This window comes from Hymenobacter sp. BT18 (assembly GCF_012273015.1).
Taxonomy (GTDB): Bacteria; Bacteroidota; Bacteroidia; order Cytophagales; family Hymenobacteraceae; genus Hymenobacter; species Hymenobacter lutimineralis.
In genome coordinates, this window is record NZ_CP050954.1 from 4082589 (window position 1) to 4105568 (window position 22980).

Annotated in this window: 15 protein-coding genes and 1 tRNA gene; 11 read left to right on the plus strand and 5 right to left on the minus strand. The window is 48.9% G+C overall.

Annotated elements, in window-relative coordinates:
- The first annotated feature begins 469 nt into the window (after window positions 1-469).
- The 10 genes from HER32_RS17500 (at window position 470) to HER32_RS17545 (ending at window position 17337) form a co-directional block, all read left to right on the plus strand.
- The gene (locus HER32_RS17500; protein WP_168682811.1) at window positions 470-5593 is read left to right on the plus strand and encodes an FG-GAP-like repeat-containing protein; all 5124 of its coding nucleotides are present in this window, start codon (window positions 470-472) and stop codon (window positions 5591-5593) included.
- Window positions 5560-5709 (plus strand): hypothetical protein, encoded by a 150-nt coding sequence (locus HER32_RS17505; RefSeq protein WP_168682812.1) that lies wholly within the window; start codon window positions 5560-5562, stop codon window positions 5707-5709. Before HER32_RS17500 ends, HER32_RS17505 begins: the two co-directional genes overlap by 34 nt.
- 637 nt (window positions 5710-6346) lie before the next feature.
- Entirely contained in the window at window positions 6347-7618 is a 1272-nt protein-coding gene (locus HER32_RS17510) for a tyrosine-type recombinase/integrase (protein WP_168682813.1), read from the plus strand.
- A 332-nt stretch (window positions 7619-7950) separates the two neighbouring features.
- Complete coding sequence (locus HER32_RS17515) at window positions 7951-9198, plus strand: hypothetical protein (protein WP_168682814.1); 1248 nt, start codon at window positions 7951-7953, stop codon at window positions 9196-9198.
- Between the two features lie 307 nt (window positions 9199-9505).
- Window positions 9506-9826 (plus strand): hypothetical protein, encoded by a 321-nt coding sequence (locus HER32_RS17520; RefSeq protein WP_168682815.1) that lies wholly within the window; start codon window positions 9506-9508, stop codon window positions 9824-9826.
- A 1443-nt stretch (window positions 9827-11269) separates the two neighbouring features.
- The gene (locus tag HER32_RS17525) at window positions 11270-12916 is read left to right on the plus strand and encodes a 5'-methylthioadenosine/S-adenosylhomocysteine nucleosidase (RefSeq protein WP_168682816.1); all 1647 of its coding nucleotides are present in this window, start codon (window positions 11270-11272) and stop codon (window positions 12914-12916) included.
- Window positions 12909-15533, plus strand: a complete 2625-nt coding sequence (locus HER32_RS17530) for an AAA-like domain-containing protein (RefSeq protein ID WP_168682817.1) — start codon at window positions 12909-12911, stop codon at window positions 15531-15533. Before HER32_RS17525 ends, HER32_RS17530 begins: the two co-directional genes overlap by 8 nt.
- Before the next feature lie 129 nt (window positions 15534-15662).
- Complete coding sequence (locus HER32_RS20455; protein WP_410503881.1) at window positions 15663-15827, plus strand: recombinase family protein; 165 nt, start codon at window positions 15663-15665, stop codon at window positions 15825-15827.
- A 93-nt stretch (window positions 15828-15920) separates the two neighbouring features.
- The gene (locus tag HER32_RS17540; RefSeq protein WP_168682819.1) at window positions 15921-16487 is read left to right on the plus strand and encodes a hypothetical protein; all 567 of its coding nucleotides are present in this window, start codon (window positions 15921-15923) and stop codon (window positions 16485-16487) included.
- Window positions 16488-16509: 22 nt separating this feature from the next.
- The gene (locus HER32_RS17545; protein ID WP_168682820.1) at window positions 16510-17337 is read left to right on the plus strand and encodes a hypothetical protein; all 828 of its coding nucleotides are present in this window, start codon (window positions 16510-16512) and stop codon (window positions 17335-17337) included.
- 120 nt (window positions 17338-17457) lie between these two features.
- On the opposite strand, the gene HER32_RS17550 is transcribed toward HER32_RS17545, so the two are convergent.
- From HER32_RS17550 to HER32_RS17570, 5 genes are all read right to left on the minus strand, one after another.
- Window positions 17458-17763 carry a helix-turn-helix domain-containing protein gene (locus tag HER32_RS17550; RefSeq protein ID WP_168682821.1) on the minus strand — a complete coding sequence of 102 codons (306 nt, stop codon included), beginning with the start codon at window positions 17761-17763 and terminating at the stop codon, window positions 17458-17460.
- A 226-nt stretch (window positions 17764-17989) separates the two neighbouring features.
- A tRNA-Arg gene (locus tag HER32_RS17555) sits at window positions 17990-18061 on the minus strand.
- A 193-nt stretch (window positions 18062-18254) separates the two neighbouring features.
- A complete protein-coding gene (locus HER32_RS17560; protein WP_168682822.1) occupies window positions 18255-19154 on the minus strand; it encodes a transglutaminase-like domain-containing protein in 900 nt (299 codons plus the stop codon).
- A 197-nt stretch (window positions 19155-19351) separates the two neighbouring features.
- Complete coding sequence (gene sucC / locus HER32_RS17565; protein WP_149070457.1) at window positions 19352-20557, minus strand: ADP-forming succinate--CoA ligase subunit beta; 1206 nt, start codon at window positions 20555-20557, stop codon at window positions 19352-19354.
- A gap of 154 nt (window positions 20558-20711) precedes the next feature.
- Window positions 20712-21824 carry a glycoside hydrolase family 113 gene (locus HER32_RS17570; protein WP_168682823.1) on the minus strand — a complete coding sequence of 371 codons (1113 nt, stop codon included), beginning with the start codon at window positions 21822-21824 and terminating at the stop codon, window positions 20712-20714.
- 145 nt (window positions 21825-21969) lie between these two features.
- Between HER32_RS17570 and HER32_RS17575 the strand changes: the two genes are divergently transcribed.
- The gene (locus tag HER32_RS17575; protein ID WP_149070455.1) at window positions 21970-22635 is read left to right on the plus strand and encodes an ABC transporter ATP-binding protein; all 666 of its coding nucleotides are present in this window, start codon (window positions 21970-21972) and stop codon (window positions 22633-22635) included.
- Window positions 22636-22980 lie beyond the last annotated feature (345 nt).

The following is a 22980-nucleotide window of genomic DNA, read 5'->3' on the forward strand; positions in this document are numbered from 1 at the left end:
TTCCTAAGCTCGACGCTTTCATACTACCCGCAACGGGGGACAGTGTTTTGGAATAAACCGTTTTGTGCGGACAGATCAAACGATAAGTTGGTTTTGGCGGGCCGTTAGGGGCAAGGCGCAGTACCACTCACGGCAGGTGAGCAGCCGCTACGCCCTGCCTTTTTTGGCTCCGCCGCGCCAAGTGGGTACCCCCAAATGAGGGTAGTGTCGGAATTGTGACGGCTGCGGGAAACAGGGAGCTTTGCCCACTACTGACCAGGCTGTCCGGCCCCTCCCGTGTTGTTGGGAACGGTAGGCTGCCCGCTTCTTTTTTTTCAGCCTGATGAAACAAACGTACCCGCTTGCCGCCGCTCTTCGACTTCTTATTTCATCTATAAAGACCCGCTTACGGCCTGCAATTCGCTCCGGGCGGGGGGCGCGGGGCCTGGGTCGATACTGGATTGTAATCCTGCTGCTGAGCCTGCCGCTAATGGGGTGGGCGCAACCCACTATTACGGGCTTTACACCCACCAACGGACCAGTGGGCACGAGTGTGACTGTGACGGGCACCAACCTGGCCGGGGCCACGGCCATAACGGTAAATGGCACGGCTGGCACCCTCGTAGGCGTGCCCACAGCCACGAGCCTGACCTTCACGGTGGGTGTAGGTAGCAGTACGGGCCTCCTTAGGGTGACTACACCGGGGGGCATGGGCACCAGCAGCACCAGTTTCACGGTCCAGCCCAACATCACGGGGCTGAGCCCCACGCGCAACCTGCGCAACGCACCGGCCGCCAGCAACGTGGCCGTAACCTTCAGCCAGCCTATGGCTAACACCACCGCTACCCAGCAGGCCGTGCGCGTATTCAGCCCGCAGCGGGGCGGCCTAATGTTTGGTGGCACCCGGGGAACGGCTACGGTAAGCGGCAGCACCATTACCCTTAACCCCACTACGGACTTCCAGCCCGGGGAAACGGTTTTCGTGACGACCACCACCGGCGCCGGTAGCTCCGCCGGTCCAACGCTGGGCACGCCCCACGTACACCAGTTTACAACGGCCGTCGGCGGCACAGGCCGGGGAAATTTTGCCCGCTTGCCTAGCGCCCCGGCCGCCGATGCGGGCATCAACCCCAGCAGCGTGGCCATCGGCGACGTGGACGGTGATGGCGACCTGGACTACGTGACGGCCAACAACAACAGCCTCAACATTGTCGGGGAGCATACCGTCAGCGTCCGTCTCAACAACGGCTCGGGTACCTTTGCGCCGCCCGCCCTCAACGCCAACGTGCCCGTGGGCAACAACCCGCGCGGCGTAGCCTTGGGCGACCTCGACGGCGATGGGGACCTGGATTTCGTAAGCGCCAACTACAGCGGCAATTCGGCCAGTGTGCGCTTTAACGACGGCGCAGGCAGGTTTACCGGTACGGGTACCATCACCATGGGCACCAACCCCTTCGGTCTGGCCCTGGGCGACCTCGACACCGACGGGGACCTCGACATCATCAACACCAACGCCAACAACAGCTATCTGAGCACCCTGCTCAATCAGGGGGCGCCTACCATCACCAGTTTCACGCCTACGGCCGGAGCAACGGGTACGACCATTAGCATTACGGGTACCAACCTGTTGGGGACGACGGCTATTACCTTCAGCGGTACGAGCGGCAACGTGGTGACCACGGGCTTCACCGTGGCATCTGCTACGAGCCTTACCGGCGTAGTGGTGCCAGCCGGGGCCGTAACGGGGCCCTTGACCGTGACGACGGCCGGGGGCACGAGCGTGGCCAGCTCCGGCAGCTTTACGGTGGTGCCGCCGTTGCTCATCAGCAGCACCAGCCCGGTGGCCAACGCCCGGGCCGCTACGGCAACCGGGCCGGTCGCCATAACCTTCAACCAGGCCCTGACGACGGGCAGCACGGGGGCGCTGCGGGTGTTTAGCGCCCAGCGCGGGGGACTGCGCACGACAGCCAGCGGCAGCACCACGGTGACTGGGGCAGTGCTGAGCTTCGCGCCCACGTATGCTTTCCGGCCGGGTGAGACGGTGCAGGCTACGGTACGTACCACGGCTACGGCGGCAGTGGGCGGCAGCCTGGCCACGGCGCGGGTGCTTCAGTTCACGGCGGCCGCGGGCCCGGGGCCAGGTACCTTCAGCGGTACCGCCAACCCGGCCGTGGCCAGTAACCCCGAGAGCGTGGCGGCGGCTGACGTGGATGGTGATGGCGACCTGGACATCCTCTCGGCCAGCAGCAGCGGCAATACGGTGAGCGTCCGCCTCAACGACGGTAGCAGCAACTTCACCGGCACCACCAACGTGCCCGTCGGCAGCAGCCCCTTGAGCGTGGTAGCAGCCGACGTGAATGGCGACGGTGCCCTGGATATCCTCTCGGCCAACCAACAAGCCAACAGCGTGAGCGTCCGCCTGAACGACGGCAGCGGCAACTTCTCGGGCACCACCAACGTGGCCGTGGGTAGCCAGCCCTACAGCGTGGCGGCGGCCGACGTGAACGGCGACGGGAACCTGGACATCCTCTCGGCCAACTTTAGCAGTAACTCGGTGAGCGTCCGCCTCAACGATGGTAGCGGCAACTTTACCGGCACCACCAACGTGGCCGTCGGCACCAACCCTATCAGCGTAGTAGCGGCCGACGTGGATAGAGACGGCGACCTGGATATCCTGGCCGCGAACTTTAGCAGTAACAACGTAAGTGTGTGCCTCAACAACGGCTCTGGTACGTTCTCGGGCACCATCAATTGGCTCATGGGCAGCTTACCTCGGAGCGTGGTAGCAGCCGACGTGGACGGCGACGGCGACCTGGACATGCTGACCGCCAACCGACAAGCCAACAGCGTAAGTGTGCGCCGCAACGACGGCTTCGGCGACTTCTCGGGCGGTACCAGCAACGTAACCGTGGGTAACCTGCCCTACAGCGTGGTAGCAGCCGACGTGAACGGTGACGGTGCCCTAGATATTCTCACGGCCAACCAACAAGCCAATAGTGTGAGCGTCCGCCTGAACGACGGCAGCGGTGCGTTCAGCGGCACAACGAACGTGAGTGTGGGCAACAGCCCCGTCAGCATAGTGGCGGCCGACGTGGACGGCGACAACGACCTGGATCTACTCACGGCAAGCTATGGAGCCGCTAATGTGAGCGTGCGCCTCAACCAAGTGCCTCTGCCGGTGCTCACGTCTGTCAGTCCGGGCATTGGCGTACCGGGCAGCGTGTTGACCCTGACAGGCGCTAACCTAACGGGCACTACCACCGTCAACTTCGCTGGCAGCGCCGGCCCCAAAACCGTCAGCAGCGGCTTCACAGCCACGGCCACGAGCATCAGCGGCATTGTGGTGCCGGACGGCGCCCGGAGCGGGCCGATAACTGTGACGACGGCCAATGGTACGAGCGTCGTAGTAGGAACAGTGTTCTTTTCCCGAGCCAACACCCTGGTCGCGGGTACCAACCACACGGTAGCGGTTCGGGCCGACGGTACGCTCTGGGCCTGGGGCCGTAATAACTTCGGCCAGCTGGGCAATAATACTACTACCGACAGCGCCGTGCCCGTGCAGGTAGGCACCGGCATCACCTGGGTAAGTGCCTCAGCGGGCCTCTACCACACGGTAGCAGTCCGGGCTGACGGCACGCTCTGGGCCTGGGGCTACAACTTCTACGGCCAGCTGGGCAATAATACGACCAGCAGTAGCCTAGTGCCCGTGCAGGTAGGCACCGGTACCACCTGGGTGAGCGCGGCGGCGGGCGGTGATGGACATACCGTAGCGGTTCGGGCCGACGGTACGCTCTGGGCCTGGGGGCGCAACAATTCCGGTCAGTTGGGTAATAACAGTCTCACCGACAGTCCAGTGCCCGTGCAGGTAGGCGCCGGTACCACTTGGGTAAGTGCCGGGGCAAATAACCTGCACACGGTGGCGGTGCAGGCCGATGGCACCCTCTGGGCCTGGGGCTTCAATGGAACCGGCCAGCTGGGCAACAACAGCACCACCAACAGCCGGGTGCCCGTGCAGGTAGGAGCAGCCACCACGTGGGGGAGTGCGGCAGCCGGCGACGCGCACACGGTGGGCGAGCAAAGCTGCGGCGCCGTCTGGGCCTGGGGCCGCAACAGCTCGGGGCAGGTGGGTGACGGCACCAACACCCAGCGCAACAGCCCGGTGTTGGTGTACAGCCCCATCAGCCTGCTTACGTTTACACCCGCCAGCGCTGCCCCGGGTGCTACGGTAGTTGTAACGGGCACCGGCCTGAGCGGCCTGACCTCGCTCACCGTGAACGGGGCCGATGCCTTCGCCAGCCTCAGCAGTAACACGGCCACGGGCTTCACCTTCGTGGTGCCAGCCGGGGCCACCGCTACGGGTATCACCATGGTGGGCAACGGCTGCGGCACAGCCAGCAGCACCGACTTTACCGTAATCGTGGCACCGACCCTTACGGCCGTTAGCCCGGCTGCCGAGCTGGTAGGTTTGCCCGTTACGCTCACGGGAACAGGCTTCATGTCAGGTAGTACCGTTACTATTGGTGGAGTTGCCGCCAGCGTTACCTATAATTCCCCCACCAGCCTCACGGCCGTAGTTCCGGCTGGGGCAGCCGGTGGCAGCAGCGCGGTAGTCGTCAGTACGCCCGGCGGCAGCAGCCCCGGCACCCCAGCTTTCCCTGTGCTGACGGTGTACGATGCCCCGGTCGCCACCTGCCCCGCTACGCTGCCCTACCTGGCTACCGGCGACGGGCAGTGGCACTACCTGTTTGCCAGCAACGGTCAGGTGGTGGCGGCCCTGCAGGATACCCGCGCCGCGCTAGGCAGCGTCACGGTGAACTTTCGGGTAATCGGCCCGACCGGCCCCGTAGGCCAGGACGGCCGGGGCCGTTATTACCTCGACCGGAACTTCAAGATCAGCGCCAGCGGTGGCAACGACTTCGTCGGGGCCACCGTGCCCGTACGCTTCTTTGCCTTGGCGTCGGAATTGGCCCGCCTAGCTGCCGTCGACCCTGGGACTACCCTGGCTGCCCTCACCACCACCCAGTACAGCGGGCCCAACGAGGACTGCGACTTCGCCAATAACGACATAGTAAGCGGCGAGTTTCGCACTCTGGCTGCCCCGGGCAGTACCGTCGGCAATGGCGTGCCCTGGTTGGTGAGCGAAGTAGCCGTGGCCGACCACTTCTCCGAGTTTTACCTTACGGCCAGCTCCGGCCCGCTGCCGGTGGAGCTGACCGGCTTCACGGCTCAGACCCAGGAAGCGGCGGTGCAATTGCGCTGGCGCACGGCGTCAGAAACCAATAGCCAGCGTTATGATATTGAGCGCAGCGACGATGGGAAACGGTTTGAGAAGATCGGGGAACAGGCTGCCCAGGGCACCAAAACCAGCGCTACTACCTATGTCTACCACGATGCCCGCGCCCGCCTGCATGCCTTCGCTCATGACCGGTATTACCGCCTGCGGCAGGTGGATACCGATGGCGCGTTCAGCTACTCGCCCGTGCGGGTAGTTACGCTGGGCAGCGCGTCTGCGGGCCTGGCGCTGTTTCCTAATCCTACTCGTGCAGCCGTCACGCTCACGGGGCGGTGCCCGGTGCGCCAGTGCGTGTTTCCGATTCCCTGGGCCGCACCGTAGCCACCGCCACCGCCGATGCTGCGGGTACGGCACACTTGGTACTGCCTGCCGGGCTGGCGGCAGGCGTATACTCAGTGCGTAGCGGCGGACCGGCGCAGCGGCTGCTGGTGGAATAGGAGAGGAGGTACGCTTTGTTGCTGTGGGCTGGGCTTTCTGGGCTCTTTCCGGTTTGCTGCCGGGGTGCGTGCCCACTACGTCGTTTTCATCATTTTGCTCTACCGCGCTTCGCTATGCTTTCCCGCTTTTTTCGCCCTTTTCGTTTCGGCTCTTTTTTGGGGTGCTAGTCTTACTGCTACTGTTGGCAGCGGGTCGGGCGGTACGTGGCCAGGCCTCCTGCCCGCCGCCTGCCGGCTCTACCGGCGCCCACTGTCCGGCTGGGTGAAGCTCGTGCTCTGGCTGGCCAGTATGGTGCTTGCCGATATTGTCTGCCGCCTGCTGTTTGGGAGTATACCGTGGTGGTAGGGTAGAAGCAACGCCGCTTTTTCACTTCATTTTTGCGAGTTGTTTCACCCTATAAAATAAAACCCCGCCAGAACGATTCTGACGGGGTTTATTCTGTGTGGTCGCGCCAGTAATATAACCCTAGATAGTTCAAGTTATTAAAAGTGCCTTCAATGCTCTTTAAATGAAGATTTATTTCAGTTTTGTTACTTCCATTTAACTATAATTTATTCGATACTGATACTATTTCGATATCAACGGTATCGGATTGGGCGTATCTTTGGGTATCATTTCACCCTAACCGCTCACACAATGGCCCGCACGAAGACCAAAGCAGCCGTACTCGTTCTCCGGCAGCCTGCTAATGGTTTGGCAAACCTTACAGTTGAGTACCGTGACGTTCACGATAAATTTAAACGCATCAATACTCGTATCAAGGTTATCCCCAAGTACTGGGATGCCAGCACGAACACTATACGGGCCAACGGAAGTAGCAACCCGGTAGCGGACACCAAGACAGCCCGCGAAAAATTAGCAGAGGTTAACGCTATCATTGCAGAGCTAGAACGGAAGCTCAAGCGGATGCCAGCGGTTACAGAATTAAGTGACGCATTAGAAGCAGCGGAAGCACCGAAAGCAGATACAACCCTATTGCTTCCGACCTTACTGGAATGGATGAATACACCCCGCATCCAACCGTGGGCAGACAACACCCGGAAAAGCTTCAAAACGCTTTATAATAATCTTGAAGCTTACCAAACGGCGACTCGTACGGTATTGCGTTTTGATACGTTCACAAAGCAGGTCATAATAGACTTTCAACACTGGTTATTAAAGACCTATGATTATAAAAATTCAGTATTGGTTAAGCGTGTAGGACTACTGAGACAGTTTTTGCAGGAGGTGAGTGATAGTCATTCCGTAAAGGTTGCTATTAATCATATTAAGCCTCTCTACGGCAACAAAACGACTCGGCCCTTCACATTATCTGTTGCAGAAATAGAAGCTCTTAGAACGCTTGAAACAGGCTCAAAAAAGCTAGAACGAATTCAGGACTTGATGACGCTGCAAATCTTTACTGGGTTCCGGCATTCAGACTTAATCCGAATCAGTCGCAAGGACGTTAACTATATGGAGGAAGTAATAACTATACGCCAGCAAAAGACAGGAGACAAGCTAACGATTCCATTGTTTCCCTATGCTGCGTTAGTTCTACAGAAGTATACCGATACCGAAACAGGTGAAATTAATCTTCCAAAATATTCACTTCAAAAGTTCAACGATTATCTTAAAGAGCTTGCGGCATTGGTGCCAGAATTGAAAGAAAAAAAATATACAAAGGAGTCTCTACGTGGCAAGACTTCAACCAAAGACGAAGTGTCTCGGTGTGAAATGGTTCGCTCTCACGTCCTGCGCTACTCCTTCGTTACGATGTGTTTAAATTTAGGCTACACTGAAACAGAAACCCGCCAAATGTCAGGACATAAGACAATGGCTGCTTTTCAACGATATGTAGGCATAACAGCAGTTGCTCCTAAAGCGGCTAATCGCTTTACCGATGCTTACTCGAAAGCATTACAGTAGTATATAACATCTCAATAGCAATTTGGCCGCTTCCTTTGTTGGGTGCGGCTTTTTTGTTTGCTATTGGGTTTGCTAAATATGACACATAGTTTTGCTATACCATTCTATACTATTTACAGTAAGATTGAGAGATATATGAAAAATAAACAAATGAATGTAAGGCTATCAGAACGACTATTAGCACTAACTGCTACGTACTGCGAGGATAATGAAATGACTGTTAGTCAATTGGTTAGATTGCTATTAAAGCAACATTTAACACAGAGTAATAAAGTAGGATAATAATAAAAAAGCCAGTCGGACAGGACTGGCTAATTCGGCTGAATAGAATAATGATTAAAGATACATATAGCAATAAAGGAAATAATAGGCTGCAAATTGACACAATTCAAATTATTTTTTCAAAATCATATGTTAGTAAATACAAATTTACTGACTTCATTCCGAAAATAGTAGATGGGGGCAAGGTAATTTGGGAGTATAAAGGTCAATTTGGTTTAAACTATGTAAAGATTGATGATAATGCGGGCAAGTGTATGATGAAATTTTCTTCAAAAGTATTAGGGGCGAACTATCCGGATATGATAACAATAGATACTATTCGGGAATGTCTCAAAAATATCGTTGGAAGCGAAGTTATTGTGTTTGATGTGGATATGGTTATTAAGACTGCGGACGTGCTGCTATGCCACGTTGCAAAGCATCTGCGGCTTTCTAAGCCGTTGCCTGAATATGTGCGCCTTTTAAAGTTGCTGAATATTAACACCAACTATCTATTGACAGATTATCTAAGCGGAATCACTTTTTTGAGAAGATGTAAAAGCTCGAAATCAAAAGAATACTTCAAGATATATGATAAGGAATTGGAATATATGCTCCGAAAAAATTCTAGTTTTCGAGATAGTTTAAGTAAAGAGGAAAAGAATGAGCACTTGCGGTATTACCAGAACTGTACGAAAGTGGAATGCGAGCTAATGAATCAGAAAAAAATTCGTCAATACCTGAATATACCAAAGACGATAAATATAACCTTAGAAAATGTGCTAACTAGTAGTGAGAATCCAATACTGAAAATGTTTAATAAAATACATACCCCTATTATCAAGGATACATCTTTACGTAATACCGTAAATGAAGATAAAGAGCAAGCATTCATCAAAGAACTTACACAAAAGGAATCCTTAATATTTACAAGTGCTGCTTTCTATCAATATGATTTGGGTAGGATTCGTTATGGTCTAGCAGAACGATTTAAAAGAGCGGCATCTGTGTCGGAGAATATGAAACAATACAAGTCAATCGTTCAACGATGGAAGATTTTCGAGTCTGATATAAGTTCAGACTCTATCGGACTGATAGAACAACTGAGAGAGGCTATGATTTATGAGAATAAGCCAGCAATACAGAGTCCTATTGTCAAGGAGACATCTTTACGTAAATCCGTAAATCCAGTAGATAATTTAACATCTGAACAGAGACAAGGGTTATTAGAAAACATAAAGAGTTTAGAGTTAGAAGACTTCTTTGATATGACAACGTTAAGGGTTAAGGAAAGAGATGACGACGATATACCATTTTAAAAAAACAAAGAAGTACGGGCGAGTGTCCGTACTTTTTTATACGTTCCATAACGCCGTATTATTGCTCCCTTATCCACTCACATTGCGGTATATGGCACCCCCCGCCCCCGGGGCATCGCTAAGCAACTCCCCCTCCGGCCCTATAGAACGGCAATCGGTTGGCGTATCCTGTTGTTGTGTACAACTTCAATGCCCTAGTGGAAAACCGTTGGGACTGCATTCATACTTTTTTGTTTAGAAATGAGTTGCTCTTCACATATTATAATTTTTTATAAATTGTCCTTAACTCACTGATATCATCAAGAAAATGGCACGTAAATCACAATCACCACTGAGCTTGCTGGAAAGTGTTCTAGCAGACTTGAAAGCACAGGAAGCACAACCTAAAGAAGCGAAAGCAGCACGAGAGCCAAAGCAGCCACAGGTAGATGTAAAGAAAGCACTGAGCTTGTTCCGCAAATCGCATAATCTTCTTTCGGAAGCTATTGCTGTATTGGAAAGCCAGACTGAATCTAAGTCAACTCGTGCAGCTAAAGAAGAGAGAGAAGTAGACCCAGAAGCGCCTTTCGGGCGCAAAGCGGATGGTACTCCTGCAAAGCCAAGAGGTAGAAAGAAAGCGAATGGATAAGCTATTCAAACCTCTACTACTACTACTGCTAGCTGCATTGGTGGTAGCAGTATATAACCTTAGCCAGCACGATAGATATCACGAAGTGAGAGATGGTGAAAATCTTTTACTAATGGATACACATACAGGCACTATCTATTCTGCGAATGGAAACGGTAAATGGGGTGCTGTCTTTGAAAAGTAGGACTGATGTTCGATAAAGTATTCAAAATTCTTCTGCTACTACTGCTAGCTGCATTGGTTGTAGTGATTTATAAGCACAGTCAAACAAGCAGGTACCAGCAAGCTACCCTTGATGGTGGAATAATTGTGCTTGATACACAGACTGGTGAGGTTCGAGATGCTACCGATGCTGAAGAATAAAATAAAATGTTATGAACTTTGACAAGCTGTTCAAGCCTCTTCTGATACTGGCGCTATTAGCTTTAGTGGTAGTAGTGTATATGAACAGTCAGAGGAATAGGTATCAATTAATTAGCAGAAACTTGATGCTAGACACTCAAACTGGTGCTACTTATGGCAGAGCCAGTTCAAGCGGAGAATGGATGCTGAGAAGTAAAGCACCATAACAGATTGTAATAAAAAGAAAGAACCAGCTCTAACAGGCTGGTTTTTTTATGCCCTTACTTATCTACATCACCAGTACTCAAATCAGCTTTATACACGCGCTGTACTGCATCCTCAGCTTCGCTTCGATTTCTCTTTATCTTTAGACTTATTCTTATCTCTTTTAGACTTATTCTCAGCTATCGTTCAGTTAATCGATAGAATGAGTAAGGAAGAACGTCAAGCGTTCAGCAAGAAGAAGTGTTATGAGAAGAGAATAAACGAGTGGTATAAGCTACATCCGGATCATGAGCAACCTATAGAAAATGTATGAATGTTATCAGGCAAGTCATACCTGCTCTACAAGAAAATATAGAACGCTATCAGCTCAAGCTAGATGCTAGAGAGCAGCAGTAACCTACTTCGCTGCTCGTAATGCAGGCTCTATTCTATCCGAGTAGGTAGAGATAGAATCAGAAAAAATAATTGTGTGAAGCTGCATCAAGCGATATCTGAAGCGAAAGCTACTGGTGCTACACTACTGATAGCAAAGCTTGACAGCCTAGCTTGGAGCCCTTGATTTCACACCTAGTTTGGTGTTAAGTCATTGTATTATAAGAAATTATGTTTACGTTCTCAATTCTTCGGTATCTTGGGAGAACTCACTCAAGCTTTCTTATTGTAAAATATGAAGTATAAGCGCTTATATTTTATATAAAAACCTATCTACCAGTATTTTATAAACTGGTAGATAGAATACAAGCATAATACTTCGTATTATGCAGTATAGTAACGTCTTTACTTCCACCCAAGAGGAATAAATTCTGTTTTGATATATAAAGTGATAAATTTACTTTGTATATTTCAATAGCATCTTCTCTTTCATACCATCCCAGAATGGACTATAAGAGCATTAGTGTAGAAAGTTTTTCGGAGTATATAGATTTAATGTCTATTGTCTTAATTACTGTTACAGATATAGAAAAAAAATGTCTTCATGAAAAGCTAACACCTTTGCTGGGGCTTGATGAGATATTAGTAGTACAAGAAAAGTTTTATACATACTATATAGGCATGTTAGGTAAGTATGCAGTATGCCATGTTGCCTCAAGAATGGGTACGAGTGGAGCAGCAGCTTCAATAATGACAGTACAACAAGCAGTTGAGTTTATTAAACCATCTTTCATTATAATGGTTGGAATTGCTTTTGGAGTTAATAAAAAAGAACAAAGAGTAGGTGATGTGTTGGTATCTGAGCTTATAGTGCAATATGAGAACATGAAAATAAAGAAAGGCAAGATTGAATGTAGAGGATATAAACAAATGTCTAGTGTTTTGCTGTTAAATAGATTCACCAATCCTATTGGGTGGAAATTTAATCTGACGCCTAAACGGGATTCCAAAGTGTTGTCAGGCAATATACTATCTGGCGAAAAGTTGATTGACGATATAAAGTATAGGGAACAATTGGTTAAACTATTTGATCCTGTTATCGGCGGAGAGATGGAAGGCACTGGTTTAGCATCAGTAGCACATGCTTACAGCAAAGACTGGCTAGTAGTTAAAGGCATCTGTGATTTTGCGGATGGAAAAAAAGCAATAAATAAAATCAAAAAGCAATACACAGCTGCTAGAGCCGCTGTTGATCTTTGTGCTAGTGTGTTTGACGATAATTATACTTTTAAAGACCTAGCAGTATTTCCATATAATAATCAATATGATAATAATGATAATGCATATATAGTTGATCAAATTGTATTTAGAAATGCTACTTTTAACGCTTATTCTATTTCTAAAGAAGAATATTATCTCAATAGGGATGTAGATAATTTATATGCTAATTATATAAATTTTAAATACAATATATGGGTTTTTGGTGGCAGTGGCTTCGGGAAAACTTGTATGACCTTTAGAAATCTTGTCCAAGCAGGTAAGAAAATATTTGTTATCGATTTTTCAAGCATTGATACTGATAATATGTTATCGGTTTTTGAATATATGCAGAGAAGACTTATGGATTCTGCAAGTTATAAAGGTGATCCTATATTTTCACCTACGAGTATAATGCAGGCAATGGATAATATCTGTGATATAATTAATAAATATTATGATAATGCATATATAATAATGGAAGAGATGCCGCTAAATAATAAGCAAGAGGATTTATTTAAGAATATGCTATCTTTGATTGTCAAAAATTCAATCCAGTATCCTGACTCAACAGTAAATTTTGCATTTACTTCAATAAATAATCCTAAAGATGATACATCTTTAATGATTGATAAGATTGGTGAAAAAATTAACTTTATCGAAGCCCAGCAATGGACAAAAGCTGAAATGGAAGGCCTTTTAGATATAATGGCTGTTGCTGTTGATTGTCGATTGAGTGTTGAGTATAAAAATATATTGATAGGCAAATCAGATTTTAACCCAAGGAGGCTTAAAACATATTTCAGAGATTTGATTTTGTATTCGCAGTCTAAAGAGCAGTCTTTTGAGTTTTTGGTGAAACAGTACTTTGAAATCAAATTTGGCCATGCATAATAAAATTCTGAAATCATATACTATTATTCCTGATCATCTTTACGTTCGGAGAGAAGCTGATCGTCTGGTTGAATTCATAATAAATGACACAGGTCGCCCCGGTTATGTCTTAGTTGCTAGACAAATGGGCAAGACGAATTTGCTTCTTAATGCAAAGGAACAGTTAATAGGCCCAGAAGATGCGTGTGTTTATGTAGATTTCTCAAATTCATTTAGAAGTGCACGCGAGTGTTTTCGATATATTATTGACTTAGCAATCGATACTAACATTGAAAAATTACATTTTCTATCTGATACTATATCAAAAATGCGTAAAGAAAGTGATGAAGTTGATCATGTTGAACATTTATTAGAATTGCGATTACTGCTACAAGTAATAAAAGGCAAGCTAATTATTCTAATTGATGAAGTGGACGCAATGACTACTGTCCAATTTTCAGATGTTATTTTTAAACAAATTAGGAGCATATATTTCTCTAGGACGAATTATCCAATTTTGCATAAATTGAATTATATTCTTTCTGGAGTCGGAGAGCCATCTAAGTTAATTCAAGATTCTAAAATATCGCCTTTTAATATTGGTCAAGAAATTTTCTTGGGTGATTTTAGTTACTATGAATATCTTGAATTTGTAAGAAAGGCTAAGTTGAACCTAAGCAATGAAGTTGCTGAAAGGATATATTATTGGGCCTATGGTAATCCACGAATGACGTATGAAATATGCTCTGCAGTTGAGGATGTATTATTACTTGACTCTGCTATTGATGTAGAAATCATAGATAAAATCGTAGGTATGATGTATCTAACTACGTTTGATCGGGTGCCACTTGATAATATTCGTAGTATGATTCAGAAAGATCAAGATATAGCAAGGGCTGTTATAAGTCTGAGAAATAAAGATTATCAGGCTATAGCCATGGCCCAAAGAAGGCAACTATACCTTTTAGGTGTAGTTGGAGCAAATTTTGAAAACGATAAAATAGCAATTAAAAATAGAATTATTGACAAAGCATTGTCGAAGGAATGGTTATTGGAAATTGTTGATGATGATAATAGCCTAATGGAGTTGGCAACTCTTGCATTTGCTAGAAAGGATTATGATGGGGTCATTAGCTTGCTTGAGGAAAGCATTGACAAGTATACTGGACTTGATTTTGTTGTTTTGCAACACGCAATAATAAATTCATATTCATTAAAGAGAAATTACAGAAGCGTTATTGATCACTTTGACAAGCATGGTATTGAAATTGCTCCAGATCAGATAAAAGATGTATTAATTGTTAAATTAGAATCTCTGTTCCTTTATGCATCAGCACTCACTGAGCTAAGTATGTTCGATAAGGCTTGCTATGTTTATTTAAAAATTATATCATTTGAAATACGCGATTTTTACTATTTTAAGTCTCTGCTTGCTGTTACATATTTAATTACGAAAGAGGAATCATCTTTAAACTTATTTAATTATTCTAATTTTGGACTTGAACTTGAATTCATTGCTATTATCAACAAGATATTGACTGAGCTAGAGTTTAGTGATCCTATAATGACTGAAGAGCAGATTAAGTCTATTAAGGTGAATTCTCATGTTAGTCTCGGAATGTATTATAAAGACCAAGATAAAATTGAATTAGCATTTAATCATTTTAAAGAAGCATTTAGTCGTTCAGCTTCTTACATTCAGCCATTTGTGTTATTTAACATGGCTGTAACTGCTAAATCCGTTGTTGAAAAGAATGGTTATCTTATTGAATCAGTTAATGCTGTTGTAAATAACAAGATAAATCTTAGAGCATGTTTAAATGGTGATCCTATACGATTTAGTTATATGATGGCTTTAAGCCTTGTGAATCAATGCCTATTATTTAGTCGGGAATATTCATTTATCTTGGTTAGGCATTTTTATGAGATTGAAACAAAACTTGCAGATATCAAAATTGATAAGGCCAAAAATATAGATCTTAATCAGCAGTTGATAGCAAGAGAGGAATTTATACTATTATCAATAAATGAATTCAGCGCATCATTGACTAAAGATCAAATCAGGTACAGTTACAAAATATTTAAAGAATCTAATTACTTGACGGTTTTGAGAGGTAAAGAATTCTTTATATCTGCTACTAAGGATAACTTTCTTAGTGATATGGATTCATTGGACTTATCCTATTTCTCTGTAATTACTCATAATGCTATTTTAGAGGAGGATCTAGAGCTTTCTCAAGCTCTAGTCAAGTTTATGCGTGATAACTATTTTAATCGATCCGGGAGGTCAATCTCTGAAATCACGCTTATGGATTACTATGAAATGGAGATAATGCGAAAAAAATCTAATATAACTGAGGTATTCAGTAAAGCTAAGTCTATTCTGGCTTTACTCAAAGGATATAACTCTGATAATAGTGATTCTGTCTTTGTAGATAAGAAAAACATTGACAACATACGTAATACTGCCTTTCAAACTTATACTGAGTTAGTTCCTAAATTCTCAAACGCAATCGATAATAGTATAGGTGGGCGTAATAGAAAAGTTACTGTCCAATTTAAAGACGGTTCAGTCGCAACTGATAAATTCAAGAGATTTGAAAAAGATATTGCCAAAGGACTGTGTAAAATATTATAGCTTCTTGAAGTTCTCATGTTTCACGCTAGATACACCAGCGAACCTTACTGATACAGCTTGTGCTAAGAGAATAGCTGTACGGAAAGAAAATCCACTACAGGCTGAAGCGAACGTGAAGCCGCTGCACTGGTGAAGCATATGATGGAGAAGCATAGCAGCCGAGAAATAGCAGCTCAGCTAAACAGTGCAGGATATAGAAGCAGACGTGGTAACGACTTTACCAATGCTCAGGCACTACAGCTGATACACCAGCTAACAGCAGCACCAGTAGTGAAGGAAGCACTAGCTGAGTAGAGAGGCTGTAAATAAAAAACCCTATCCATTCCAGATAGGGTTTTTCATTGTAGCTGCTACCAGTCTACTTATCTTGTCTTATAACCTCCAACTATGCCTGAAGCCATTCTCTTTACCGCAATCAAAGTTTTAGGACCGGTCGCGAAGCTGCTGAGTCCATTCGTTTCCCCTATTCGGAAGTACTTTGAACAGCCGAAGGTAGCCGTACGCTTAGTTTTCCAGCATTCTGGCCGTAGAACACACGGTATGACTCAAAACAACAAGTTCCCGCCAAATGGAGAAGCAATTTCCATTGGAGACTTAGCCAACTACAACCACCTGTACGAACTGCGCTGGAATTTCGAGCTGATTCTAACGAACAACTCGGAAATAACCGCTTACCGGCTACGGTTCCCTGAGCACGAAGGCATAAAGGTTACGATAGAGCCTGCGTTCGACTACACCTTTCCGCTCGCTCCGAACGCTCGTCGAGTCTACACCCTGACAGCTACTATACCCTACGAAAGCACACCAGCCGAAGCAGATAAAGTAGTCAAAGAAGGCCCAGCTAGTGTACTACGCATCGAGTACGAGAACATCAAAGGCAGACGGTACTACACCGACTTCTATGCAAAGGAGAAGGACGAAACGAAAAAGAACGAGTACGGAGTAGTTGAATAGACACTAGCTAGGATAGAAGACTATGAGCCTGTTTGACGATAATGACATCAGCTATTCTCAGTTTAACCGAATCTATGTTATCGAAGTAGTAATACAAGGTGAATGGAGAACAGGTAAAGAATTATATGATGATACGCTAAGCAAATATGAGTTTAAACATCCTTGGTTCACATCGTCCTATCATCCTATCGACAGCAAGAAAGGTTTGCTTTCGCTGCTTAAGCAGATTAGGTCGGATGCTGCGACAAAACAGATATTCCCATACTTACACTTCGAAGCACACGGCAACAAGGTAGGCTTACAGGTGAGCAGGGGAGTTATAATGAAATGGGAAGATTTAGCGGACGAGCTGCGTAAAATCAATATCGTTACGAAAAACAACCTAATGGTTTCACTCGCTTCGTGCTACGGTAGCTACATCTTGAAAGGTGCTAGATTGAATCAACGAGCACCCTTTTACGGCGTTATAGCACCTGTTGAGAGGATAAAGAGCACAGAGATAATCGAAGCCTACAACATTCTATATGACAATATTGTAAACTCAGATGATATTCATAAAGCAATAGACTTAATCAGAGCCAATATTCAACAACCCACTAGTAGAATAACCTATATACATAGTGAGACCGTTTTCAGAGCTATATCAGAGAACCTAGCAAGGGATATGCGTGAGCCTATCTACAGGCAGAAGCGGATTCTAGAAATGACCGCTAAGCATATGAGTAATGTTCACTTGCGATTAAACAATACAATTCCACAAATAATAGACCGTATTACAAACGTTGTAAACAACAGTGATAATACCTTTATTCAAATGATTCAGCACTTCAGAATGGATGATTTGAAGTAGCCTAAGCTTTCTTCATCAGCCAGCCTTTGCGTTTGAAGACTGCTCTGGTCCTAGTGGTAAGTGTGGGAATGAAGGGACAGTGAGGCCAGAGTATGATAGAGGGAGTGAAATTTTATTTTTTTAATTCCACTGCCTACGGCGTTTGATGTACTCATCAACGTCCGAAGAGGAAACACGCCAAGCGGCCCGTAATGAGTTCCCTCCTGTATTGGTGTTAATACCCGGTAAATGCCCGTTGGCTATCAGCTTTCTGACTTGCGCTGTGCATACTTTAAGCTTTCCAGCAACATCGGCAACTGTAAGGAGCTTAGGTTCGGAAACAGGAGCCGGTTTGCTTGCGGCTGACTGTGCTGCGAGTATTGCGTTAGCAATGGCTGTTGCTAGTGGTTGCAAGTCTTCAGGACGAACGGAAAAAGTGAGGTTCATACAGGTTAGGTCTGGTTCGTTGTTATACCAGCAACTATACCCAAAATGTTACCTGCCTAGCTAACGAAAGAAAAATAAAGCAATAGCTGCAAAGCCAGATAGTAAAAAGGAAGGAAAATGAGTGCTACAGACGCACCCAATGCTCTATAGCGATACTAACACGATATCGATAAAAAGAAAAACACCCATAACAAGCTCATTTAAAGCCTATTATGGGTGTTGGATGTGGTCGCGCCAGGAATCGAACCTGGATCAAGAGCTTCGGAGACTCCTATACTATCCGTTGTACTACGCGACCGGTCGGGTAGGTTTGGGGTGGCAAAACTAAGCAGAAAACGCTCGGTGCACAACTTCAATCCCGAATTCCCCCGTTTCGCGTAACGATTGTTCAGCGAAGCTGTAATATCAGCCCGCGTAAATTTTTGAGTGCTAGGGAGTAGGCAACCTGTGCCGGGCAAAGAATTTATGCATTGTTGCTTACTGCCTGGGCGCTACTGGCCACCACCAGCCGTAGGATATTCGGCTTTGGCAGCCGGCAAGGCGGTCGGGACCGGTGGAGCGTAGAATGTGGCCAGGGAACGGGTATAGCGCATGGCAGCCAGCTTTTGCCGCTGGAAGGCCAGCAGCTTGCGGGCGCCCTCCGGTAGGAGCATCAGCCCCGTAGCCGCCGTTTTTACACCGAATCGGTTGTCGAGTACCGTATCAAAGTAATACAGGTAGCGGTGTAGCCATTTAAAGTAGCTTTTAGCGGAGGTGTCAGCTGAGCCAAGGATAGAGAGGCCTTTCGTGTTGGAAGCCAGGGCCTGCTGGAGTTCCACTGCGTTGACTGGCTGCCCGTTCAGCAGTGGGACGATGTCAAACTGGCTGTCGACCATAATCCACTTGCCTTGGTCCGGCAGCCAGGCCTCCGTGAGAGCGTGGCCCGCAGCCGATGGCCGAGTATCCGCATCCGAAGCTTTGAGAAATAAGGGCCGGGCCGGAATGCCTACTGCATTCAGGGCCGTGGTCAGTACGGCGCCAAACTCAACGCATTGCACCGATTTGCCCAGCATGGCGGCCCGCAGGATAGCAAAAGCGTCCCGGGTTTGCAAGTCCTGCCGACCATCGTGCTCTAACCGATTGTGTACCCAGCGCGAGAGGGCAGTTACCCGCTCCAAGTCAGTGGAAGCAGTACCCATGGCCTCGTCCAGCCCATACATTTCCCGGAAACGAACCAAATACTCCGTGTCGGAAGTACTGTACTGAAAGGTATAGGCTGTAACGTCGGGGGCCTCTTCAAACTCCAGTGGGGTCGAGGCAACTTCGGCAGAGGCAAACAACTGAGCTTCAGCGGGGAAAGAAACAGCCGAAGTAGAGAAAGACAACAGTATGGTATAAATCAAATTTTTCATAAGACTGCTCGGTGAAAACTCCTTAACGAAGACAATTCGTTCTGGGTTAACCTCTATTTTCTACTTTCGAGTCAAAAGTAGTCGGCAGTGCTATACGATGATATCACATAAACGGGTGATACTATTTCTCTATAGAATACAAAAGCCCTTCTGGTGAACCAGAAGGGCTTTTGCCTGACAAAAGATGGGAGCCGTTATTACGAAATTCCCTGCTCGGCCAGTACTTCTTTTACTTTCTGGGCCGCATCCTTCAGCAGCACGGCTGAATACACCTTCAGGCCCGACTCGTCGATGATACGGGCGCCTTCTTCGGCGTTGGTGCCCTGCAGACGGACGATGATTGGCACTTTGATGTCGCCGATGTTCTTGTAGGCTTCCACCACGCCATTGGCCACCCGGTCGCAGCGTACGATGCCCCCGAAGATGTTGATGAGGATGGCCTTCACATTCGGGTCTTTCAGAATGATGCGGAAGCCTGCTTCTACGGTTTGAGCATTGGCTCCACCCCCTACGTCGAGGAAGTTGGCCGGCTCGCCGCCGCTGAGCTTGATGATGTCCATGGTGGCCATAGCCAAGCCGGCGCCGTTTACCATGCAGCCCACGTTGCCGTCGAGCTTCACGTAGTTCAGGTTCGAGGCCGAGGCTTCTACCTCCAGCGGGTCCTCTTCGTTGGTGTCGCGCAGCTCTACGAAGTCTTTGTGACGGTAGAGGGCGTTTTCGTCGAGAGTCACTTTGGCGTCAACGGCGAGAATCTTATCGTCCGAGGTCTTCAGCACGGGGTTGATTTCGAACATGCTGGAGTCCGTCTCGTCGTAGGCTTTGTAGAGAGCCTGCACGAACTTCACCATTTCCTTCTGGGCAGCGCCGGTGAGGCCCAGGTTGAAGGCAATTTTGGCCGCCTGGAAAGGGCGCAGGCCCACGCGCGGGTCGATGGTTTCCTTGTGGATTTTCTCGGGGTGCGCCTCGGCTACCTCCTCAATGTCCATACCGCCCTCGGTGGTATAGATAATAACGTTCTTACCGGAGGTGCGGTCCAGCAGCACGCTCATGTAAAACTCTTTGGTTTCGGAAGCGCCGGGGTAGTACACATCCTGGGCTACCAGCACCTTGTGCACTTTGCGACCTTCGGGGCCGGTTTGCTTGGTTACCAGCTGCATGCCGATGATGTTGCCGGCAATTTCTTTCACCTGGTCCAGGTTTTTGGCGAGCTTCACTCCGCCCCCTTTGCCCCGGCCACCCGCGTGAATCTGGGCTTTGATAACGTGCCAGCCGGTACCGGTTTCGGCGGTCAGCTTTTTGGCGGCCTCTACGGCTTCCTCGGCCGTGTCGGCCGTGTAGCCTTCCTGCACGCGCACGCCGTAGCGCTTGAGAATTTCTTTACCCTGATACTCGTGGATGTTCATAGAGGGTCGTTTTGAGGGAAGATTCGGGTGGGTGTTTGCGGCTGCGAAAGTAGGCAATTATCGGTAGTGCCACCTTATGCCCGGCGAAGTAACCCCGCAAGTCAGCTGTTGTTCAACGGTCTTAGATCAGGTAAATAGGCCTCAGGCTTGTCATTTACCGCCCAAACCACTCCGTCATGACCTGTTCGGCGGGCTTGTGCTGGGGCGTAAAATCGAGGTGGCGCCGGGCTGAGCGGTCGGGAGCCAGGCCGGGGTACCACTTCCACACGAACAAGCCCCGGAACCACTTCTCGGGCCAGAAGGTCTCAAACATAGCGGCGTAGCAGGCCGCCTGGGTGGCCTCGTCGGCCGTAGTCAGTACTGCCATCCGGTCGGGCCAGGCCCAGGGCTCAATGGCCGCGTCGGGGGTGGTTTTGTAGCCGATTTCGGTGAATACCACGGGTTTCTTATAGCGTTTCTGCACGGCACGTATGCGGCGAAACGGCTCCTGCCAGGCTTTCAGCAGGGCGGCTTTGTCGGGGCTTGCCGTTTTGCTGAGCGGGAAATACGCTTGAATCCCGATGAAATCGAGGGCATCCCAGAACTGAATCTGCTCAAACTCCCCGCTCCAGTTGGCCGCGTAGGTGAGGGGGCCGTGGTACACCTGCCGAACCCGGGCAATGAGGGCGCGCCACTCAGCTTCGTGGCCGGCGGTAGCGTGCTGCAGCTCGGTGCCGATGCACAGCGCGGCCATCCTGTGCGCTTCGGCCAGCTGGGCGTAGTGGAGAATAAACACCGAATAGCTGGCAAACCATTGCTGCCAGTCTGCCTCCGTGGTCATGTTGATGTCGCCGGGCCAGGAGCCCGTACCACCGCGCAGCCACAGGTGGGGCTTGAGCAGGGTTTGAATGCCGCGCTGCCGGGCTTGTTTGGCCGTTTGTACCAGGCCGGCATCACTCTCACCCCAATAGTGGCGGCTGCCCCGGCCTGTGTGCAGGCGCACCTCGGGCACGGCGGCCCCGGCCTGCCAGCCGAAGGGCGTCTGGGCTATCCACGTGACCCGGGCCTGTACCAGCGGCTCCATATCGGAGGAAGAGGCCGAGTCGCCAGCCACCCAGCTCACGCCGCGTAGGCGGCCGTCGGCGGGCGGTGGGCCAGCCGCAGTAGCTGCCGAGAGTTGTGGTCGTGGGGCAGGGGGCGTTTGGGCTGCCTGGCGCTGCCACACGGCTATTCCTACGCTCAGCAGCAAGGCCAGCAGCAGCCAGCGGCGGGCAGAAAGAAAAGGCATGGCAACGGGGAGTAACGGCATGGCCAAGCAAGATAGCCTACCAGCGAATATGAGTACTACATCTGCCCAACGGATGCACCCGCAACGGCCGACATTACGTAGATTTGTTTTCCGTACCCCGGCTCACCCTATTTGCTCCCCGATTTTGCTGCAAGCCATTAACGTTCGTAAAAGCTATAATACCCTGGAGGTCCTCAAGGGCATTGATCTGACGATTGAAAAGTCCGAAATCGTGTCCATCGTCGGGTCCTCGGGCGCGGGCAAAAGTACGCTGCTGCACATCCTGGGCACGCTCGATAATCCGGACTCCGGCGAGGTGCTGTTCGATGGCGAGTCCATCAACTCCCTGAGCCGGTCTAACCTGGCCAAGTTCCGCAACCGGCACATTGGCTTCATCTTCCAGTTTCATAACCTGCTGCCCGAGTTCACGGCCCTCGAAAACGTGTGTCTGCCCGCTTACCTGGCGGGGCGCTCGGAAAAAGAAACCCGGGTGCGGGCCCGCGAACTGCTTGGCATGCTGAACCTGGAGCGGCGCGCCGACCACAAGCCCTCGGAAATGAGCGGGGGCGAGCAGCAGCGCACCGCTGTGGCCCGTGCCCTCATCAACTCCCCCGAAATCATCTTCGCCGACGAGCCCTCCGGCAACCTCGACTCACAGAACGCCCAGGAACTGCACCAGATTTTCTTTCTGCTCCGCAAAGAGCTGGGTCAGACCTTCGTCATTGTCACGCACAACGACCAGCTGGCCGAAATGGCCGACCGCAAGATTGTGATGAAGGACGGGCACATCTGGGAAGGGCAGCTGGCGTAACCTCCGCTGTTGACCCTGCGTAAAAAGCGCACCTGGAAGGCAACTTTCGGGTGCGCTATTCTTCTGACCCCTGGTAATGCGTCCGGATCGAGCCGGGCCATTCTGCTACGGCTGCTGCCGCGTTTTCGAGACGTAGCAGCAGCCGTTCTTTTATCAGGCAAAAACGGGAAGCGTAAGGAGCTTTTTAGGCTTCCAGTATGTTCAGGAAGCTATGTTTATTTGCTAAAAATATTGGCTGGGTAATAATTTTAGATTTATGTGTTATAATATCTTGATAATCAATGATAAAAAATTATAAAAAACTGACTGATATTTGCACCTTTTATTGGGGCGGGGCGTTATCTT

Excerpts from the sequence above, each read along its gene's own strand:
- HER32_RS17560 (WP_168682822.1), bottom strand. The coding sequence starts at position 19,154 with ATGAAAAATTTGATTTATACCATACTGTTGTCTTTCTCTACTTCGGCT.
- HER32_RS17545 (WP_168682820.1), top strand. The coding sequence starts at position 16,510 with ATGAGCCTGTTTGACGATAATGACATCAGCTATTCTCAGTTTAACCGA.
- HER32_RS17550 (WP_168682821.1), bottom strand. The coding sequence starts at position 17,763 with ATGAACCTCACTTTTTCCGTTCGTCCTGAAGACTTGCAACCACTAGCA.
- HER32_RS17500 (WP_168682811.1), top strand. The coding sequence starts at position 470 with ATGGGGTGGGCGCAACCCACTATTACGGGCTTTACACCCACCAACGGA.
- HER32_RS17540 (WP_168682819.1), top strand. The coding sequence starts at position 15,921 with ATGCCTGAAGCCATTCTCTTTACCGCAATCAAAGTTTTAGGACCGGTC.
- HER32_RS17515 (WP_168682814.1), top strand. The coding sequence starts at position 7,951 with ATGATTAAAGATACATATAGCAATAAAGGAAATAATAGGCTGCAAATT.
- HER32_RS17525 (WP_168682816.1), top strand. The coding sequence starts at position 11,270 with ATGGACTATAAGAGCATTAGTGTAGAAAGTTTTTCGGAGTATATAGAT.
- HER32_RS17520 (WP_168682815.1), top strand. The coding sequence starts at position 9,506 with ATGGCACGTAAATCACAATCACCACTGAGCTTGCTGGAAAGTGTTCTA.
- HER32_RS17530 (WP_168682817.1), top strand. The coding sequence starts at position 12,909 with ATGCATAATAAAATTCTGAAATCATATACTATTATTCCTGATCATCTT.
- HER32_RS17510 (WP_168682813.1), top strand. The coding sequence starts at position 6,347 with ATGGCCCGCACGAAGACCAAAGCAGCCGTACTCGTTCTCCGGCAGCCT.
- sucC (WP_149070457.1), bottom strand. The coding sequence starts at position 20,557 with ATGAACATCCACGAGTATCAGGGTAAAGAAATTCTCAAGCGCTACGGC.
- HER32_RS17570 (WP_168682823.1), bottom strand. The coding sequence starts at position 21,824 with ATGCCTTTTCTTTCTGCCCGCCGCTGGCTGCTGCTGGCCTTGCTGCTG.